The organism is Gilliamella sp. wkB178 (assembly GCF_001690705.1).
Taxonomy (GTDB): Bacteria; Pseudomonadota; Gammaproteobacteria; order Enterobacterales; family Orbaceae; genus Gilliamella; species Gilliamella apicola_K.
On the sequence record NZ_LZGK01000016.1, the window covers coordinates 51,967 to 71,444 of the forward strand.

A 19,478-nucleotide genomic window follows, 5' to 3' on the forward strand; every position below is an offset into this window, starting at 1 on the left:
AATAATCCTTAATGATAAGAGCGTTATGCTCGAGGATGATGTTTACGATGCAACTGTTTTAACCTTTCTGTGGCAACATGTGTATAAATTTGTGTAGTAGATAAGCTACTATGACCTAATAACATTTGCACCACACGTAAGTCTGCACCATGGTTAAGCAGATGCGTTGCAAAAGCATGGCGTAAAACATGAGGCGAAAGTGCTTCAATATTAATCCCTGTTAGTATGGCATAATATTTTATTCGATGCCAGAATGTCTGTCTTGTCATTTTTTTGCCCAACCTGCTCGGAAAAAGAGCATCAATTGGGCCATTTTTGAGAAGATCATGCCGAGCATATTTAAAAAAATATTCAAGCCAATAAACAGCTTCTTCACCTAATGGTACTAAACGTTCTTTATTACCTTTGCCTATAACTCTTACTACGCCTTGACGTAAACTGATATCACTAATTTCCAAATTAACTAATTCAGAAACGCGTAATCCAGTTGCATATAGCACTTCTAGCATAGCTTTATCTCGGAGTTCAATTGGATCTTCTATATTTGGTGATTCCATTAATGCTCCTACTTGAGATTCTGTCAAATCTTTTGGCAATTTTTTCGGTAACTTAGGTGATGATAATGTTGCAGAGGGATCATCAGTGCGATAATTTTCTTGGTATAAATATTGAAAAAAACGTTTAGTTGCACTTAGTAAACGAGCAGAACTACTGGCTTTGTATCCATCTTTAACTCGTTGCATTAAAAAATTTTGTAAATGCAACGTCTGGCAGCTAAGACAAGTAACTTTTTGGTTTAACAAGAATAGGCATAACGTAAATAGATCTAGTTTATAAGATTCAATGGTATTTTCCGCGAGATTACGTTCTAACCATAATGAATCAAGAAACTGTTCAATCAGCATTTTATCCGCTGGTAATATATTATTTCCTGACATTAAAAAATCATTTCAACCTTCAAATATTTATTTATATTATATACTACTTAATAGTAGTAAGTCGCAGTTTTCTGAGTTATTAACAATGTATGGCTAAGGTATAGTAATTTTTGAAGTATCAAGAGTAATACTTATAACAAGTACATATATCCACACTAAAACGTATACTTTTCCTGAAACATTTTTACAGAAGTAGTATTAAAGAATAGTATAATAACTTATTAATATAATATGTGTTTTCTTATATTATTAACTATATACTATGTTAATAGTTCTTTTTTTAAATGTTTGTTATGTTAAAGCGAAGTATTAATCTATTTATTGCTCTGTTTGCCATTACTGTTATTGGTATCGAAAGTTATATTTATTGGCATGTTCAGCTTCGACCTTGGCAACCTGCCACATCAATTGGGCGATTAATTTTTTATTATAGTTTTTTTACTGTGTTATCGAATTTTATGTTAGCACTCAGTTGTTTTTGGTTAACCTTTAATCCTGGCTGTAATCGATTCAGTTTTAAAGTTATTCGTTTAAATGGTTTAGTTGGCGTGATCATTACGGCACTGGTTTATAACTGGATGTTGCGAGCAATTCATAGACCACCTAATTTAATATTAACTTTCACTAATGAGAGTTTACATGTTGTGCTTCCTGTTTTAGGAATTTTAAGTTGGTTAATTTTGGGGCCGTTTCGTCGTATCAATTTTAAAGTTATCATTGGCTCGTTTTTATCGATACTTGTTTACGGTGTTTATATTTTTGTTCGAGGTTATTACACTAATCAATATCCGTATCCGTTTATAAATGTGACTCGGATTGGTTATCCCAAAGCTTTGTTAGCAGCAAGTATGGTTGTGGTTTTATTTATAGGTTTAACTTTTTTTTTATGGTGTATTGATCGTTTGAGGGAACGAAAATGAAACTATATATTTATGAACATTGTCCTTTTTGCGCAAGAGCTAGAATGATATTTGGTCTTAAAAATATTCTCGTAGAACAACATGTACTGTTAAGTGATGACAATCAATCACCAATTAGTATGATCGGTGAAAAAATGGTACCGATTTTACAAAAAGACGATGGCAGTTTTATGCCAGAAAGTCTAGATATTGTTAGTTATGTTGATAATAATTACGGTGATAAACCTATCTTAACTGGTGTTAGATCATCGAAAATTACAGAATTAATTCAACAGATCCAACAGTATGATTACCGTTTAGAGTGTCCACGTTATATTAAAATGAATTTACTGGAATTTTCTACCCAAAATGCTATTGATGATTTTGTGACAAGTAAAGCGAATAAAATGGATAGCTTTGCTGATTGTTTAGTACAATCCGATACATTGATTTCAGCAGTAAGTAAGCTATTTGATAAACTTGAATTACTTATTATTTCGCCAAATGCTTGTAATGGGACCCTATCTTTAGATGATATCTTGTTATTCCCGACATTACGCAATTTAACTTGTGTTAAAGATCTGGTTTTTCCTAAAAAAATCAAAGCGTACCTTCAACAAATGGCAAAACAAAGTAAAGTTGACCTGTTTTTTGATAGAGCGATATAGTATTGAAATAAGATATGACTTATGGAGTAAGTATAAAGTTCCGCCGACGGGTATCGGCGGAACAGTGGTAGAGAGAAGGGAAAATAGGAGCAAACCCTGTTCTCTCATCATAATTTATAAAAAATTATTTTTATTCAAACAAAAACGTAGTTAATTAATTACTTAGACTTAAATCAAACACTTCGATTTTATTTAGCCCACCATAAATTTCATACCAAGGTGTGGCATATTGTTTTAAGATTTTATTTAGATGCTCAACATTTTCACGTCCAACACTATCTAACCACCTTAATAATCCATCTTTACCGCCTTTAGCATAAGCAGCTACACCCTCAAACCATGTGGCCCTACCTCCTAAAATACCACTAAATTTGGCACCATTGTCTCCAGCAAAAATCAATTCTTCATGGAAGGTTTTGGTAGGTACACCAGCACTTAAATAAATAAAAGGTCTTGTAGCTGCATCACTGGCTTGTTTGAAGTAATCAGCTGCTTGTTTTTGTGAATAAACGACAGCATTATTATTGTCATTAAAACCTTCCACATTTTTAAATAAAACTGGGACTTCAACTTTTAAAATATCGATGTAATATTGATCTTTAGTGAACTCTTTAATGGTTTTAATAACTTTTTGCGGTTTGATTTTGGCAAATTCAGGACTTTTATCATCCGTAATCTCATTATCATAAACAATTGGTTCTACAAAAACAGGAATATCAGCTGCTCTAGCTTCATTACCAAGTCGTTCTAGGAAAGCATGTTTTTTATCTAAAATATCTTGGGGATCATCTGGGTTATAATAGACAAGAACTTTGGCGGCATCGGCTCCTTTTTTTAATAAACGTTGTAATGAGTCTTCTGGCAGGATATCAGGTAATCGACCTGGAGTGCTTGCATCGTATCCAGTTTTTTCATATGACATTATTAAGCCAGCATTGCTATTCTTTTTAGCCATACCTTTAAAGCCGTACTGTTCATCTAATAAAATTGCACTAACATATTTAGTCAATTCTTGTGAAACTAACTCTTTAAACTCATAGACCATATCGACTTTATAACGGTCTTTGCCAACAGCAGATTCCATCATTTTGACCATGGATCCACGCTGATCAATTGCCAAAGCAGCAATCACACCATCTTGATTTGACAATTGTTGCAAACGAGTAAACTTGCCACGAGAAATACGTTTTATAGCCATTTATAGATCTCCAGTTAATATGAAACTAATCTATTGTATTTTTTTTGAGCGGATATTTATTATTCATTTGTGCTAGTTTTAATTTTTAATATTTTTTATAAATCAATATGCATATATAAATTTAACTAATTGTTTTAAAAAATATTAACTAGATTAATTTATTAAATTACAAAATTTAAATTATTATCATAACTGTAATTTTCTTTTAAAAAAGATACAGTTCAGGTATAGTAGTACAAAATAATATACTGTGTGTAAAAAATAATTTACAAGGATAATTATGTTAGGTTCAGCAACAATCACACAAACACGAGGTTTAAATAATCAAGATTATAAAACCTTGGCACTTTCCGCATTAGGTGGAGCATTAGAGTTTTATGATTTCATTATTTTTGTCTTTTTTTCAATTACTATAAGTCATTTATTCTTTCCGGGTACTATGCCATCTTGGCTTAGCCAAGTACAAACCTTTGGTATTTTTGCTGCAGGTTATTTAATCCGCCCATTTGGTGGAATAGTTATGGCACATTTCGGTGATTTATTCGGTCGTAAACGCATGTTTACCTTGAGTATATTACTTATGGCGTTGCCAACCTTATTTATTGGTTGTTTACCAACCTATGCAACTATTGGGATTTTTGCACCTTTATTACTATTGCTTATGCGATTATGCCAAGGTTTAGCTGTCGGTGGTGAAGTGCCAGGGGCTTGGACGTTTGTTGCTGAACATGTACCAAAGAATAAGATTGGTTTGGCTTGTGGAATTTTAACCAGTGGTTTAAGTTTAGGTATTTTATTAGGTTCATTAGTATCAACAGTAATAAATAAAAATATAACACCTCAGCAAATGATTGACTGGGGATGGCGAATCCCATTTATCATTGGTGGTATTTTTGGCTTAATCGCCATGTATTTACGACGATGGTTAAAAGAAACCCCAATTTTCCTAGCGATCCAAAAACGTAAACAACAGGAATTATCTAAAAAATTACCAGTGGTAACAGTTTTAACGCAATATTTACCTCAAACGATCTTATCGATGTTACTTACTTGGGTATTATCTGCGGGAATCATGGTTATCATGCTAATGACCCCGATTTTGTTACAAAAACAGTTTGGTTTTTCTGCCCTTGACGCTTTACAAGGAAATATATTAGCTATTATTGGACTCATCATTAGCTGTACTTTTTATGGCATGATGATGGATAAGTTCGCAATGGGTAAAGTATTGTTTATTGGTTGTATTATTGCCGCTATTACCATTGCTATTTTTTATTTATCTTTAAATAATCCTCATCTTTTACTTATGACTTATTTGTTAGCTGGTCTTGGTGTGGGTATTGTAGGTTCTTTTGCTTACTTTATGGTTAAAGTGTTTCCAACCGAGATCCGTTATAGTGGGGTTTCATTTTCGTTTAATATGGCTTATGCAATTGCAGGTGGATTAACCCCATTACTGATTTCTTTTTTTAGTGATTTTCTGAGTCAAATGGCACCGGCGTTTTATGTCGTTGCATTATTTGTTTTAGGAGCATTAATTGGACTATTTTTGCTAATCAATAATAATAGTGGACGCTATGTTGCAAAAGATATTGCATAAATTACAATGTCATTTAGTTTGAATATTTGAAAAAGAGGAACAAGAATAACTATTTGTTCCTCTTTTAATTGTCGGGGTTAGATTGCATTTAATTTATTTTTTGCCAAGCTTCACTGTTCGTTTTACTGAGGCTTTTACGCTACGTTGTAAACCAGCTGTAAAATCACTATTATTGAGTTCATATAAACCATTTATACCCACGCCTGCAGGAGAATTATTAATATCCAGTAATTCTCGTGGGTGCTTATTACTTAATTGAAGCATAGAAGCTGCACCATGTAAATTTTCAAGCGCTATACGCTTTGCTATATCACGAGGTAATCCAACTAATACACCAGCATCAACTAGAGATTCGTAAAAATAATAAATATAATTAGGTCCAGCAACGGCATAGCCAGTAAAAATATCAAGCAAAGATTCATCGATATGTTCTAATTTACCAAAAGAGTTAAAAAACTTGACTACTAAATCCTGCTTAACAAATAATTGGTCAGATTTATCGGTTGCGACACCGGAATAACCATAGCCAGTATCGGTTAAGGTATTAGGAATTGTTCTAATAACTGGTAAATTGATGGTTAATGTTTGCTTGATTTTAGCAATAGTGATGCCAGCGATAATGGAGATAAGAATGGTTTTTTCATTTTTAGGGTTTAATTGTTGAACAATTTCTGCCCATGTATCTTGAGGACGAACGCCAAGTACAATAATATCTGAATCAATAATCTGTTTAGTTGGAATGACATCGTAGGTAGTTTTTAAATAATCTAAACGTTCTTCAATAATATCATTAACAAAGATATCATTTGGTAAATAGGTGTTATTGTTAATTAATGCTCGAATAATTGCTTCAGACATATGTCCACTGCCAATAAATAAAATTTTACTCATAATCGTTTCCTTTATAGATCACTATGGAATATGGAATTTAACTATTGTATTTTTTTTGAGTGGTTATTTATTGTTCGTTTATACTATTTTTAACCTTATAACACTTTTTTAATAAGTTAATATTTATTATCGATTCAACTAATTGAATTTAAATAAATTAAAAGTGGCACAAATAACTAGATTTGTCGTAATTATTTCAGATAAGCAGAAACAGATATTAATATCTGTTTCTTTAACTCGTCATCAGCTGATTTCAGTTTTTAATTTTATCTATTTGTAAATATTATTAGTTAATTCCTTTCTTTTTGACAAAAAATTTAAGATTTATTATGTGTTTTAATGTAGATTATTAAATAATCATTTATTTTCCTAAAATTGTGAAATTACTCATATTTTTTAAAAGTAATTAGGTTAAAATAAAACTAATTATATTTTGTAATTATTAGGAGAAGAAAATGAAAGCAGCTGTTATTAAACAAGAATGTGATGGACAAGTTGAAATTAAAGATATTCCTGTCAGACCATTAGAAGCGGGAGAAGCTTTAGTGGACGTTGAATATTGTGGCCTTTGTCATACAGATCTTCATGTTGCTGCGGGTGATTTTGGTAAAAAACCAGGACGTGTTATTGGCCATGAAGGGGTAGGTATTGTAACTAAAATTGCTCCGGACGTAAAAAGTCTTAAAGTTGGTGATCGCGTTAGTATTGCATGGTTTCATGCTGGTTGTGGCACTTGTGAGTTTTGTATTTCAGGTAATGAAACCTTTTGCCGTAATGTATTAAATTCTGGTTATAGCGTTGATGGTGGTATGGCAGAACAATGTATTGTTAAGGCTGATTATGCAGTTAAAGTACCAGATGGGCTTGATCCAGCACAAGCAACCAGTGTGACTTGTGCAGGTGTGACTACTTATAAAGGTATTAAAGTAGCAGCTACAAAACCAGGTCAATGGCTAGCTGTATTTGGTATCGGTGGGTTAGGAACACTTGCTGTTGAATATGGCAAAAAAGTATTTAACAACAAAGTGGTCGCCATTAGTAATAGTGATAGCCAATTGGAGTTATGTAAACAATTGGGTGCTGATTTAGTAGTAAATCCTAAAAAAGTGGCAGATGTTGGTGCCTATATTAAAGAACATACTAATGGTGGTGTTCATGGTGCAGTAGTAACTTCTGTGACTAAAACTGGATTCAATCAAGCAATTGATTCCGTGCGTCCATTAGGCCGTGTAGTTGCACTCGGTTTACCGTCTGAAACGATGGATCTTAGTATTCCAAGAACAGTATTAGATGGTATTCAAGTGTTAGGTTCATTAGTTGGTACTCGTGAAGATTTAGCTGAAGCATTCCAATTCAGTGCTGAAGGTAAAGTTGTACCAATCGTTGAAAAAAGACCTCTTGAAGATATTAACGATATGATCGAAGAAATGAAAGCCGGTAAAATTCGCGGTCGTATGGTTGTTGATATGAAAATGAAGAAAAATAAATAGCTATATTTAATTAATATTCATTATATAAAACCAGCCTTGAGCTGGTTTTATAGTTAGGACATCTCATAAAATCAATATCTACTTAATTTATTATGCATTGTTATTAATTAATATCAATGTTGCTTGTATTTTATAAATAAAGCCCTATCATAAGCAGAATTTTCACAAATAAATTATATATATCAAAGAGGTTTTTTAATGTCAGATCACAATTTAGAAAATAAATTGCGGAAAGATCTAGGTATAGTTTCGGCGTTGTCACTGGTTGTTGGAATGGTTTTAGGTGCTGGAGCATTTATGAAACCTCCAGCAGTATTAGAGGTTGCTGGTGATTATAATTACGCGTTGTTAGCTTGGATTATAGGTGGTATTTTTTCAATTTGTGGTGGATTAACACTTTGTGAATTAGGTGTGATGTTTCCAAAAACAGGTGGATTACTGGTTTATCTTGAAAAAATTTATGGTTCTAAAGTTTCCCATCTTTATGGATGGATGATTACAGTGCTGTTCGCTCCTTCTTTAGTTGGCGCATTAGTTGGCTATTTTAGCTCGGTATTTTGTTTATTATTCAATATTGATGATGCTTATAGAATGGCTGTTAGCGCTGGAGTATTAGGTTTTATCACCTGTATTAATGCTATTGGTGTTAAACAAGCCGGTTACCTGCAAACAATTGCTACTGTGTGCAAGCTGATCCCAATATTATTATTGGCTATATTTGGATTATGGAAGGGTAATGGTCAGGTAGCACTATTTAGTGCAAGTGGGCAAGGTATTGAAACATATGCACCTTTTGCAGTAGCCATTTTAGCAACATTATTTGCTTATGATGGTTGGGCACAAGTTGCCTCGGTTGCAGGTGAAATAAATAATCCTGCTAAAGTATTACCCAAAGCGATTATTTTTGGGATTATCTTTTTAGTTATTGTGTATGCATGTATTAATATTGCATTATTTAAAATTTTTCCTGTACAAGAAATGGTCTCTCTTGGTCATGATGCTTCCGCTGTGGCATCACAACGTATGTTTGGGCATTTAGGCGGTAATTTAGTTGCTGTTGGGATTATGGTATCTATTTTAGGTGGTATTAATGGTTATATCATGACTTTATCAAGAACTATATTTAGTATGGGTGAGCGTGGAACGATTATAGGTGCACGTTATTTAAGCACGATTGATGATGATAGCCGTTCGCCAGTTAATGCCATTGTAATTTTAGTTATTTTCTCTTTTCTATATTCAGCTTTGTTAGATGCTGATCGTCTATCTGAAATTTCGATGTTTTCTATTTGGGTATTTTATCTACTGACTTTTATTGGAGTAATTATCGCTCGTAAAAAGTATCCTAATGTTCCAAGATCTTATAAAGTTATTGGTTATCCAATTATTCCAATTATTGCTATTTTAGGTGCTGTTTATGTTATTTATGGCATGCTTGTTTATCAAACTACCAATGGTATCGCCTCAATAATACTCACTTTAATTGGTTTACCAGTATATTATTATTATGATAAGAAGAATAAAGGTGTTGAGATAGCACTAGGCGAAGTGAAAAAGTATAAAATTAAAACTAAATACTCAATTGGTATTGGCGTAATGATCGTTATTGTATTGTTAATGCTATATGGCAACACAATTAGCAAATAAATTACTATTATTATTGCCAACATAAGTTAGCAAGATTGATTACAGTTGAGTAGAAACCAATTTAAAATCAGTTTTTGCCACAGTAAAAAATAATGAGTTATAGTTTTTCAGAGTTATCATTATATTAATTAATAATAAATGGAAATATTGGGAGTAGATGTGTGCTGTAAACAATATAATAGCCAAGACAGCAACCTTGTACATGATATAGTTGCTTATTGGAGCAAACGTGCTGAAGGTTATAGCCAAACCAATCAGGAAGAACTAGCGACTAAAAAACGTACAATATGGCAAAATCTTATTTTATCGCATGCACCTAAAAAAGAAGTTTTAAAAGTATTAGATATAGGTACAGGTCCTGGATTCATAGCTATAACTTTAGCTTTGGCTGGACATGATGTAACCGCGGTTGATGTTACACAAGCAATGTTAGATCAAGCAAAAAAGAATGCTGACAATTATCAGGTAGAAATTAACTTGGTGTTATCTGATGTTCAATCATTACCATTTGTTGATAATTCTTTTGATCTAATAGTACTGCGAAATGTTACTTGGGATTTAGACAAGCCATTAAATGGTTATAAAGAATGGTTTAGAGTATTAAGAAAAGGTGGGCGATTATTAAACTTTGATGCCAATTGGTATTTGTTTTTATATGATCCTTCTCATTACTTAGAGTATCAACGAGATCGTAATAATACTCGTAGCAGAAATGTGGCTGATCATTATTTGTTAACTGATACAATTGAAATGGAACGTATTGCTAAATTATTACCGTTAAGTCAAGAAATAAGACCACAATGGGATGTACAGGTATTGATTGATTTAGGATTTAGTAAAATTTATCTTGAGACGAATATTTCTGAACAAGTTTGGGATCAAACCGAACTTCTTAATTATCATTCAACGCCAATGTTTATGATTAGAGCTGAAAAATAGCAAATAAAATAATATGTTGAAAATAAATGTCTAATATTATTAATATATTAATTCAATTGACAATGTTAGGTTAGTCTAGTTATTATTACTATGCTTATACTTATGGAAGTTGATGAGATCTGGTGGTCTTCACGGTCTTCAAAACCGTTGTCAGCCTATCGGCTGTGGTAGGTTCGATTCCTGCCTCTTCCGCCAAGAAATAATCAACTAGTCTGATTTTTATAAGAAAAGAGTTGAATTAAATATATTAGCTTATAGTATCATTTATTTAACATGAAAACTCTTTGATTACTTCACGTTCATTGTCAACCCTTTTTACCCAACCATCTCGTTCTAAACGATTAAGTAATGGTATAAGTTGTTTTCGGGACAAGCCTGTACATTCGCGGGCGTCAGCAACACTAAATCGTTGTGATAATTTACGATTAGACATAATCTTACAAACTATATTTTGATAAATTTCGCGAGTAAAAAATAGATCATTTTCAGTAGGTACTATGAGTTGTTTTTCAGTTAAACTGCGTAATAAACGTCTTATACCCACAATGGTCGTTTTGGATGCATCATAACCTTGTTCTCCGGATTCAGCAATATCATCAAGTAATTGTTGTTGGTTAGCGGGAATTTTACTATCTTGTAACTGGCTCACAGTAGTTATATTACCGTCAATTTTTTGCCATTGTTTAGCTTGGCAAGCCTCTTCTGCAATTAATTCAATTAGTGCAATTGGGTAACCGGTTATTCGTGCTAATTCTTCCGCTGAAGCCATATGTACTACACTATTTAAGTAATCATCACATTGTTGTTTGAGGCTGTTTTTTGTTTCAGGAGTGATCCACCATGGACCAAAAGTAAGAGTATTTAAGGGCGGAGCTATTCCTTTTTTTTGTTGGCTATAACCATTAACAGCCAGTTGAAGCATAATTTGTGCATTAAGCCTATTAGCACTATTAATAGATAGGTCTGCTAAGATAGACTGTAATTGGTTACGTTTTTTAGTATCTATACTTTGTAACCACACAACACGACCAGCACCAATAATGTGGCTACCACCATGTTGTATCAATAATAATGGCTGACCCCAAAAAGCTGGAATAGCTTCAACTAATTGTAGCCGAGCTAGTTTACCTTCAGCATAAACATAACATTTAGCTAATACATGTGCCGTACCTAAAGCGACTTCAACAATACTTTGTTTTTTGAGAAAGGAACTAAAATTAGGATTTAATTGTACAATCCAATCCGTACTCATAGTAATAGCTTGTGGTTTAGCTACCAAGCAACTACCTTTGGTTACTAATTTTCTATTGAGTTGTTTTAGGCCAATTGCTGTCCTGCTATAAGGTTGAGCACAATTAAGTTGTTGGTGATAACTCTGTAGTGAACGAACTTTTACTGCATGATTTCCTGGAAATAGGGTTAATACATCGCCTACGTTTATTTCTCCACCACGTAACGTACCAGTAACAGTTGTACCAATGCCATTAACTGAAAAAACTCTATCTACATAAAGATGAGCTTGATTATCTAGCTCTTCCCTTTGTGGAAGGTTATTGATTTTATCAATAATCAGTTGTTTCAAGTTATCGATACCTGCACCAGTATAACTACTAACATTTATAACATCGGGAATCATATCCATTTCAGTTAAAAAATGCTCTAATGAGTCATTTTCAACCTCTTTGAGGCGCCGCTCATCGACCAAATCAGCTTTAGTAATTACTAATATACAGGATTTTATATCCATTGCTGCAATAACATGTAAATGCTCAGTTGATAATGCCGCCCAACCATCATCAGCTGCTACTACAAATAATACTAAGTCCAGACCCCACACCGCTTTTACCATATTGCGGATAAAACGCTCATGACCAGGTACGTCAATAATACCAATTTTTTGCTGATCGGGTGTTGTAAAATAGGCAAAACCTAGATCAATAGTCATCGAACGAGCAATTTCTTGTGGTAAGTGGGATGGATGAATACCGGTGAGAGCTTCGATTAACGATGATTTACCATGATCGACGTGACCCGCTGTACCTATAACCGCATTCATACAATCCCCCTTTTACTAACATCATTGATATTTATCCATTATCAACTAAATTGGTTCAATTAATTTTTAACCAAAACCTCACCTGCAATATTGCAATGAGTTATTTTGCCAATAACAAATCCTTGATTACCTTGTGACCTTTCAATGGTTGCTTGTACTTGTGGCAAAACATTTTCACTACAAGCGATTAATAAACCGCCAGATGTTTGTGGATCGGTCAATAAATTACGTTGCCATAATTCAAATGAGTCTGCTAAATTAATCGCATTACCATAACTTTGCCAGTTACGATTAGAAGCACCAGTTGCTGTTCCTTGTTTGGCAATATTGATAGCACTTTCTAAAAATGGTAACTGATTAAAACTAATTTCAGCTTGGCATTTCGCAGCTCTACACATTTCTAATAGATGACCCGCTAAACCAAATCCGGTAACATCAGTCATAGCATGTACCCCATCGATAGTAGCTATTTCAGTGCCAACTTTATTTAAGGTAGTAGTCCATTTAATTAATTCGGCATAATCACTGGTATTAAGTTGGCCTTTCTTTAGAGCAGCAGATAACATACCTATTCCTAATGGTTTAGTTAATATTAATACATCATTAGCTTGAGCTGTTGCATTGCTTTTAAGTTGTTTGGGGTTAATCACTCCAATTGCTACCAAACCATAAACAGGTTCAAGGATATCGATTGAGTGACCACCAGCAATAGGTATACCAGCTTGACGACAAATATTAGCTCCACCGGATAAAATATCACTAATAGCTGGTTGAGGTAATTTATCAAGTGGCATTCCAACAATTGCTAATGCCATAATTGGTGTCCCCCCCATAGCATAAATGTCAGATAGGGCATTAGTTGCTGCTATACGGCCAAAATCATAAGGATTGTCAACAATTGGTGTAAAAAAATCAGTAGTAGCAATTACTGCTTGAGTATCATTCAATTGATAAACCGCAGCATCATCAGATGTTTCTGTTCCAATAAGTAACTCTGGTGGAATAGGACCAACTGGTACCTTAGCTAATAATTCAGTTAGTACCGCTGGGGATATTTTACAACCACATCCTCCACCATGAGAGAATTGGGTTAATTTAATTTCTTCCATTGTTTACTCCTTTGATTTTTATTGGCAAAAATGCTATTTCTACGTAATTAAAAATCGATTTCAGTTGTTAAGATAGTTAAGTAATCTTTGACTATTGACAACTCTTCATCAGATAAGGTTACTGGATAAAGTAGTACTTGGTCGTTTTGTATAACTCCAATGATAGGTGGATTATTGTTACGCAGGCGCTCAATTAAAGTACTGGTATGTAAATTACTGTTTATTGAAATAGCCCAAGTATCAAATTGTGCACGCGGTGTGCTGCCCCCCCCCACCATAAATTTAGTTGCCTTTAAAACTAATTTTTCAGGTGCAATATCAGCTAATTGTTTAGCTCTTGCCAAATGCCATGATAAAGGTTGATTAATGAGTAATTCGACTGAATTATCAGCTTTACCATCACGATTTAAGCGGTGAATTAATATTTTTTCCAATAAAGCATACGTTTCTTTACCTGGTCTTAATACTCGCATCATAGGATGTTTACTAAGTTTGTTGATCTTATCTTTTTTCCCTAGGATAATTCCGGATTGAGGTCCACCAAGAATTTTATCACCAGAAAAGCAAATCAAATCTGGTTCGATTTTTAGGTAATTATTAACGGACAATTCACTTGGTATTGCGGCAAGATGATTACCAGAACCCTGATCAATAACTAACATAACATGTTCAGGTAGATTAGCAGCCAGCTGTTTGATATCAACGTGTTGACTAAATCCTTCTATGTAATAATTGGATTGATGAACTATTAACACTATTGCAGTATTATCATTAATGGCATTTAAATAGTCATCGATGGTAGTAATATTAGTGGTACCTACATCGCGTAGAATTGCACCAGAATCAGCTAAAATATCCGGAATGCGGAAACCACCACCAATCTGAATTTGTTCACCTCGCGAAACAATTACTTCTTTACCTTCAGCAAAGGTTTTTAAAATAAGATGTAAGGCTGCTGCATTGTTATTGACTATAATGCTAGATTCACCACCAAAGTAAGCTTGTAAAACTTGATTTAATAACCCCATCCGATTACCACGTTTGCCATTAAGTAAGTTCAATTCAAGGTTAGAGTAATTACAAACAATGTCACCTACTTCCTGCCAAATCGCTTTAGGTAGTGGGGAACGCCCAAGATTAGTATGCACTACAATACCAGTTGCATTAATAATTGGTTGAATACGGATTTTATTTTGGTAGGCTAATTTTACTAAAATTTTGTCTAGAAGAAGTGTAATATCTACTGATTGGTTGGTTTGCACTAATTCATTGCGATACTCTTTGACTTGTGTTTTTACTATTTCGGCAACTATAGTACGGCTTAATAAAGTGAAATAGGCTTCAATCTCAGGAAGATTGAGTAGTTTTTCAATTGGTGGGATCTGTGATAATTGCCTCATAAATACTTTCCTATGAATCTTCTTGTATAACTTCTTTAGCAGAAATATTGAGTTTTTGCATTCTTGAAAGTAGCGTTGTTCGCTTAAGTCCTAATTTCATTGCTGCCCCTTTTGGGCCGGCAATAATACCATTAGTTTCTTTCAAAACTTGGATAATTTTTTCACGTTGTACTATATCAGTATGACTAAAATGATTATTTTCTAAATCTAGTGGCGATGCTTTTTTAACGATCGGCTCTTTTAAATTAGTACGATCATTAACCAGAAAAGATTGCATATTTAAGTTTAAGTTATGCCCCTTAGTAAGAATTACCGCACGTTCAATAACATTAGCTAATTCTCGAACGTTACCTGGCCAATCATAATCACATAACTGTTGTAATGTTGATGAAGCAATACTATCTATTTCTCGCTTCATTTGGTGTGCAAACTTCTGAGTAAAAAATTGTGCCAAAATCGGTATATCTTCTTTACGCTCTCTTAATGGAGGAATATGAATTGGAAAAACATTTAAACGGTAATAGAGATCTGCTCGGAATGTTTTATCAGCAACCATTTGTTCTAAATCACAGTTTGTGGCAGCGATTACCCGGACATCGACCGGAATCGTTTTATTACTTCCTAATCTTTCTATTTCTTTTTCTTGTAAAACTCGCAGTAATTTAGGTTGTAATTCAAGTGGAATATCACCAATTTCATCTAATAATAATGTGCTACCTTGCGCAAGTTCAAAACGACCAATTCGTTGAGCATTAGCATTAGTAAAAGCTCCACGTTCATGCCCAAATAATTCACTTTCCAGTAGATTTGCCGGCACAGCAGAACAATTTATTTTGATCATCCTTTTGTTATGACGTGAACTACGTTGATGTATTGCTTTAGCAAATAATTCTTTTCCGGTACCGGTTTCTCCTAATAGCAAAACTGAACTTGAACTATCCGCTACCATTTCAACTTGTTCTAATACTTTTTGCAGAGCTTTGCTTTGACCAACAATTTCCCTATATGAATCAAATAGATGAATTTCTTCCGATAAATATTGATTTTCATTAGTTAATGAGTGATTTAAATTCGATACATGTTGATAAGTTTGAATATTATCAACTGCTATAGTAATACGATCGGCGATACGTTTAAATAAATTAATATTATCATCATTAAAAACTTCATCATGACTATGAGCCAGTAAAAGAGCTCCTTTTTGTTGATTGGTCAAATTCAATGGTAAGCAATATAATTTACGTAAACCAACATCTAACATCATATTGAGTAAAGTATTTTTACTATATTGTGTGTGTAATTCCTCGATAGAATGTATATCTAAAGGTGAGTAAGATGTTAATTTTTTTATAAATGATTGGGGGAAGTTAAGTGATAAACATTGTTGACTATACTTAGTATCTGAAAGACGATATGTAGAATAGAGTGGTTGTTGCGCTTGTTCGCTAGTAGGAACAATCAATCCAATATAATCAATATTGAAAAATTCGATCATATCATGTGCAACTGATTTAATCATTTTTTCTAAATCATGAATAGATATTGCTGTATTCGTTATGCTAACTAAAATATGATCTCGCAAATGTTCATGTTCAAAAAAAACCTTTTCACCTTTAATTTGTTCAATGGTAAATAAATTAGTAATGATCTGAGCTACTAGATCTGCGAGTTGTTGTAGACTTGCAATCTCACTAGTAGTAAAACTATTCTCATTTGTTCGTAAAAAATGTAAGGCACAATGGCAATCATTTGACCAATATAATGAAAAATGGTAACAATTTTGCACGTCTTGATAATAAGTAGTGGGTATTACATCTTTTAGAAAAAGTTGGTAAGTAGTATGGTTATAATACATTGGCACCGAGGAAAGTTCACAATGAAAAACTTTATTATTATCAGAAGATGTTTGTGACCAGACTCCTTTTTGTTCGGTTTTACTATCAATATTAAATAGTGTTAAAGTCGAAGGGGATAGAGTTTCGATAATAATATTGATACGATCTATTTGCACAAATTTTTTACACAGCCTGTTTATATTATCAAGACAAGCAAAAATTGCCTGATTTAATGAGGCTAAGTCAAAAAATTGATGTTTAGTATGCACTGTCAGTAACCATATTAATTTACTCCAGACTATAATAGTATACAAAAAATAGGGTTATTTGGGAATAAACGGACAATAATTCATCTTATTTATTTGATAACTCACATTAATCGATTATTTCTGGTACTTTTAGATTAATATGGGTATTTTTATATGAATTTTAAACGCCTAAGATTATATTTAATTAAGCCTGTTAAACATAATATTATTATTAGTTTAATTATGATTAATATATGTTTAAAGCGTTAGCAATAACTGCTTGCCCTAAAGCAATTCCACCATCATTGGCAGGAAATTGACTTGGAAATAGTAATTGATATTTAGGTAGTGCTTGTTGTATTAATTGGCGGAGTAACTGATTGTGCATTACTCCACCACTTAAAACAATAGTAGTGAGTTGATATTGTTGGGCTGCTATTTTGGCTAGTTCTGCCATACCATTGGCTAAAGCGACATGAAAGGCATAAGCGCGTTCAGCTGGAGAAGCATTAAGCCTTAACCATTGTTGCCAAAATGTTTTGAGATCTAATGTCATATCTTTTTTCACTGGCATATTTACTGTGGTACGAACACCATGGTATTGCCAAGCAATATTTTCCAATTTACATGCAGCTTCACCTTCCCAACTGATTTGTGTGGGAGCAATACCAAGTGCTGCAGCTATTGCATCAAATAAGCGGCCAGTTGATGAAGCAAGTGGTGAATTGATGTTTTTTTGAATAGCTTGTGTAAGCAACTCTATATTTCCTTTAGGAATATTTGTCACTTTAGCTATTTGTTGCCAGTTATCTACAAATTTGATTAAATGCGCAAGTAAATTACGCCATGGTTGTTTTGCTGCTAAATCCCCACCCGGCAAGGAAACTGCTGGTAATCCCCCAAAATATTGAAAGCTTTTATAATCAGCGATTAAGCATTCACCACCCCATAAACTATGATTTGGTCCATAACCTAGCCCATCAAGTACAATACCAATAACCGGTTTTCCCTTTAATGGATAATGGTTTTCAGCCAAACAAGCAGCAATATGTGCATGGTGATGATAAATAGGTAACACTGGAATATTGAGCTGTTGGCTAAACTCTAATCCAATGGTGTGGCTAATATAGTTTGGATGCGCATCCATTGCAATTAAATCTAGCTTTGGTTGGTAAATTTTCAACCATAAATTCAATGTATCTTGAAATTGTTGCGAAATTTTGAGATCCGTCAAGTTACCAAAATGTTGACTGACAATAGCCTGTGACGATTTGGTTAAACAAAAGGTATTTTTGCGATCAGCGCCCATAGCAAGTACTGATAACGATGATTTGAAATCAGCGGGTAAATCCACTACGTCAGGCACATAACCTCTTGCTCGCCTTAATGTTTCAATTTTAGTAGAAGTTATTCTTATCACCGAGTCATCAGTTCGTTGGACTATATCTCTGTTATGTAATAACCAATAATCGGCAATAGTTTTTAGAGTTAATAAGGCTTGCTCATTGGTAAGTGCTGGAGGGTGATTATTCATATTCCCAGAAGTCATAACTAATGGTTTTTGATAATGCTGTAATAAGAGATGATGTAAAGGGTTTGAAGGCAACATAATACCTATTTCATTTAAATCAGGGGCAATATACTGACTTAGTGGACTATTTGGCTTAATAGGGACAAGTACAATTGGTGCGGCAGGGCTTTTAAGTTGTTGAGTTAATGAAATTAAATTGACATCAGACCTTACACATAGAGTTAACCAGTCTTCATTAGGTAACATAATCGCAAAAGGTTTGTGAGGGCGATGTTTCCGTTGTCGTAATCGTTGTACTGCTTGATCTTGTAATGCATCACAGGCAAGGTGAAAACCACCAATGCCTTTTATTGCAATAATATGACCATGTTTTAATTTGTCTCCAATAAAATTAATTGATTCTGAATTATTAGCTAAAATATTATCATCAGCTGAACTAACCCATATGTGTGGACCACAAACAGGACATGCGGTGGGTTGAGCATGAAATCGGCGATTATTTGGACTATCATATTCCTGTTGACATAGTGGGCATAACTTGAATGTAGCCATTGTAGTATTGGGTCGATCATAAGGAATTTTCTTAATAATGGTAAAGCGTGGGCCACAATGAGTACAGTTAATAAAAGGATAGAGGTAGCGCCGATCACTAGGAGTATTTAACTCTTGAAGACAAATTTCACAGGTTGCTGCATCAGGTACAATTAATGTGTCTATTATTCCCTTTTGGCTAGCAATAATACTGAAATGCATTGGAGGTTGCTGCCAATAATATGGATGAATAACAATGCTATCAATTTTAGCTAATGGGGGGCAACGTTGTTTAAGTTGTTCAATAAAAATATCAGTTTTAATGGAATGATGCCACAAATGGATAAGTACACCTTGACTATCATTACTTACGTTACCATAAAGACCAAGTTCAGTTGCTAATTGCCAGACAAATGGACGAAAACCAACACCTTGTACTTTGCCTTTTACACGAATCATACTACCATTTTGTGCCATTTTTCCCCTTAAATACTAGTG

14 protein-coding genes and 1 tRNA gene are annotated in these 19,478 nt (G+C 33.7%); 7 read left to right on the top strand and 8 right to left on the bottom strand.

What is annotated here, in order from left to right:
- Nucleotides 1-23: 23 nt before the first annotated feature.
- On the bottom strand, nucleotides 24-938 hold the full coding sequence (xerD, locus tag A9G13_RS09825) for a site-specific tyrosine recombinase XerD (protein WP_065557441.1): 915 nt from the start codon (nucleotides 936-938) through the stop codon (nucleotides 24-26).
- Nucleotides 939-1,231: 293 nt separating this feature from the next.
- Between xerD and A9G13_RS09830 the strand changes: the two genes are divergently transcribed.
- Nucleotides 1,232-1,858, top strand: a complete 627-nt coding sequence (locus tag A9G13_RS09830; RefSeq protein ID WP_141670913.1) for a Pr6Pr family membrane protein — start codon at nucleotides 1,232-1,234, stop codon at nucleotides 1,856-1,858.
- On the top strand, nucleotides 1,855-2,505 hold the full coding sequence (grxB, locus tag A9G13_RS09835; RefSeq protein WP_065557443.1) for a glutaredoxin 2: 651 nt from the start codon (nucleotides 1,855-1,857) through the stop codon (nucleotides 2,503-2,505). Before A9G13_RS09830 ends, grxB begins: the two co-directional genes overlap by 4 nt.
- Nucleotides 2,506-2,659: 154 nt before the next feature.
- Here grxB and A9G13_RS09840 read toward each other — a convergent pair whose 3' ends face one another.
- Nucleotides 2,660-3,697, bottom strand: a complete 1,038-nt coding sequence (locus A9G13_RS09840) for a tagatose 1,6-diphosphate aldolase (RefSeq protein ID WP_081301246.1) — start codon at nucleotides 3,695-3,697, stop codon at nucleotides 2,660-2,662.
- A gap of 286 nt (nucleotides 3,698-3,983) precedes the next feature.
- Between A9G13_RS09840 and A9G13_RS09845 the strand changes: the two genes are divergently transcribed.
- The gene (locus tag A9G13_RS09845) at nucleotides 3,984-5,303 is read left to right on the top strand and encodes an MFS transporter (RefSeq protein ID WP_065557445.1); all 1,320 of its coding nucleotides are present in this window, start codon (nucleotides 3,984-3,986) and stop codon (nucleotides 5,301-5,303) included.
- 93 nt (nucleotides 5,304-5,396) lie between these two features.
- On the opposite strand, the gene A9G13_RS09850 is transcribed toward A9G13_RS09845, so the two are convergent.
- Nucleotides 5,397-6,194 carry a pyrroline-5-carboxylate reductase family protein gene (locus tag A9G13_RS09850; protein WP_065557446.1) on the bottom strand — a complete coding sequence of 266 codons (798 nt, stop codon included), beginning with the start codon at nucleotides 6,192-6,194 and terminating at the stop codon, nucleotides 5,397-5,399.
- A gap of 455 nt (nucleotides 6,195-6,649) precedes the next feature.
- On the opposite strand from A9G13_RS09850, the gene adhP reads away from it, so the two are divergent.
- The 4 genes from adhP (at nucleotide 6,650) to A9G13_RS09870 (ending at nucleotide 10,465) form a co-directional block, all read left to right on the top strand.
- Nucleotides 6,650-7,684 (top strand): alcohol dehydrogenase AdhP, encoded by a 1,035-nt coding sequence (gene adhP, locus A9G13_RS09855; RefSeq protein WP_065557447.1) that lies wholly within the window; start codon nucleotides 6,650-6,652, stop codon nucleotides 7,682-7,684.
- A 198-nt stretch (nucleotides 7,685-7,882) separates the two neighbouring features.
- Complete coding sequence (locus A9G13_RS09860; RefSeq protein WP_081301234.1) at nucleotides 7,883-9,331, top strand: APC family permease; 1,449 nt, start codon at nucleotides 7,883-7,885, stop codon at nucleotides 9,329-9,331.
- Nucleotides 9,332-9,469: 138 nt separating this feature from the next.
- Nucleotides 9,470-10,270 carry a class I SAM-dependent methyltransferase gene (locus A9G13_RS09865; protein WP_065557448.1) on the top strand — a complete coding sequence of 267 codons (801 nt, stop codon included), beginning with the start codon at nucleotides 9,470-9,472 and terminating at the stop codon, nucleotides 10,268-10,270.
- Nucleotides 10,271-10,374: 104 nt separating this feature from the next.
- Nucleotides 10,375-10,465: transfer RNA gene (locus A9G13_RS09870), tRNA-Sec, on the top strand.
- 73 nt (nucleotides 10,466-10,538) lie between these two features.
- Here the strand turns inward: A9G13_RS09870 and selB are convergent.
- From selB to hypF, 5 genes are all read right to left on the bottom strand, one after another.
- Nucleotides 10,539-12,326, bottom strand: a complete 1,788-nt coding sequence (gene selB / locus A9G13_RS09875) for a selenocysteine-specific translation elongation factor (RefSeq protein ID WP_065557449.1) — start codon at nucleotides 12,324-12,326, stop codon at nucleotides 10,539-10,541.
- 59 nt (nucleotides 12,327-12,385) lie between these two features.
- On the bottom strand, nucleotides 12,386-13,435 hold the full coding sequence (gene selD / locus A9G13_RS09880; RefSeq protein ID WP_065557450.1) for a selenide, water dikinase SelD: 1,050 nt from the start codon (nucleotides 13,433-13,435) through the stop codon (nucleotides 12,386-12,388).
- A gap of 47 nt (nucleotides 13,436-13,482) precedes the next feature.
- The gene (selA, locus tag A9G13_RS09885) at nucleotides 13,483-14,835 is read right to left on the bottom strand and encodes an L-seryl-tRNA(Sec) selenium transferase (protein WP_065557451.1); all 1,353 of its coding nucleotides are present in this window, start codon (nucleotides 14,833-14,835) and stop codon (nucleotides 13,483-13,485) included.
- A 10-nt stretch (nucleotides 14,836-14,845) separates the two neighbouring features.
- Nucleotides 14,846-16,939: a nuclease gene (locus tag A9G13_RS09890; protein WP_065557452.1), complete on the bottom strand. Its 2,094-nt coding sequence runs from the start codon at nucleotides 16,937-16,939 to the stop codon at nucleotides 14,846-14,848.
- Between the two features lie 226 nt (nucleotides 16,940-17,165).
- On the bottom strand, nucleotides 17,166-19,457 hold the full coding sequence (hypF, locus tag A9G13_RS09895) for a carbamoyltransferase HypF (RefSeq protein ID WP_065557453.1): 2,292 nt from the start codon (nucleotides 19,455-19,457) through the stop codon (nucleotides 17,166-17,168).
- Nucleotides 19,458-19,478: the final 21 nt, after the last annotated feature.

What these genes read in the sequence shown, in the direction of transcription:
- grxB (WP_065557443.1), top strand. Translation starts at nt 1,855, where the DNA reads ATGAAACTATATATTTATGAACATTGTCCTTTTTGCGCAAGAGCTAGA.
- A9G13_RS09830 (WP_141670913.1), top strand. Translation starts at nt 1,232, where the DNA reads ATGTTAAAGCGAAGTATTAATCTATTTATTGCTCTGTTTGCCATTACT.
- A9G13_RS09865 (WP_065557448.1), top strand. Translation starts at nt 9,470, where the DNA reads ATGGAAATATTGGGAGTAGATGTGTGCTGTAAACAATATAATAGCCAA.
- A9G13_RS09850 (WP_065557446.1), bottom strand. Translation starts at nt 6,194, where the DNA reads ATGAGTAAAATTTTATTTATTGGCAGTGGACATATGTCTGAAGCAATT.
- A9G13_RS09845 (WP_065557445.1), top strand. Translation starts at nt 3,984, where the DNA reads ATGTTAGGTTCAGCAACAATCACACAAACACGAGGTTTAAATAATCAA.
- adhP (WP_065557447.1), top strand. Translation starts at nt 6,650, where the DNA reads ATGAAAGCAGCTGTTATTAAACAAGAATGTGATGGACAAGTTGAAATT.
- selA (WP_065557451.1), bottom strand. Translation starts at nt 14,835, where the DNA reads ATGAGGCAATTATCACAGATCCCACCAATTGAAAAACTACTCAATCTT.
- hypF (WP_065557453.1), bottom strand. Translation starts at nt 19,457, where the DNA reads ATGGCACAAAATGGTAGTATGATTCGTGTAAAAGGCAAAGTACAAGGT.
- selD (WP_065557450.1), bottom strand. Translation starts at nt 13,435, where the DNA reads ATGGAAGAAATTAAATTAACCCAATTCTCTCATGGTGGAGGATGTGGT.
- A9G13_RS09860 (WP_081301234.1), top strand. Translation starts at nt 7,883, where the DNA reads ATGTCAGATCACAATTTAGAAAATAAATTGCGGAAAGATCTAGGTATA.
- xerD (WP_065557441.1), bottom strand. Translation starts at nt 938, where the DNA reads ATGTCAGGAAATAATATATTACCAGCGGATAAAATGCTGATTGAACAG.
- selB (WP_065557449.1), bottom strand. Translation starts at nt 12,326, where the DNA reads ATGAATGCGGTTATAGGTACAGCGGGTCACGTCGATCATGGTAAATCA.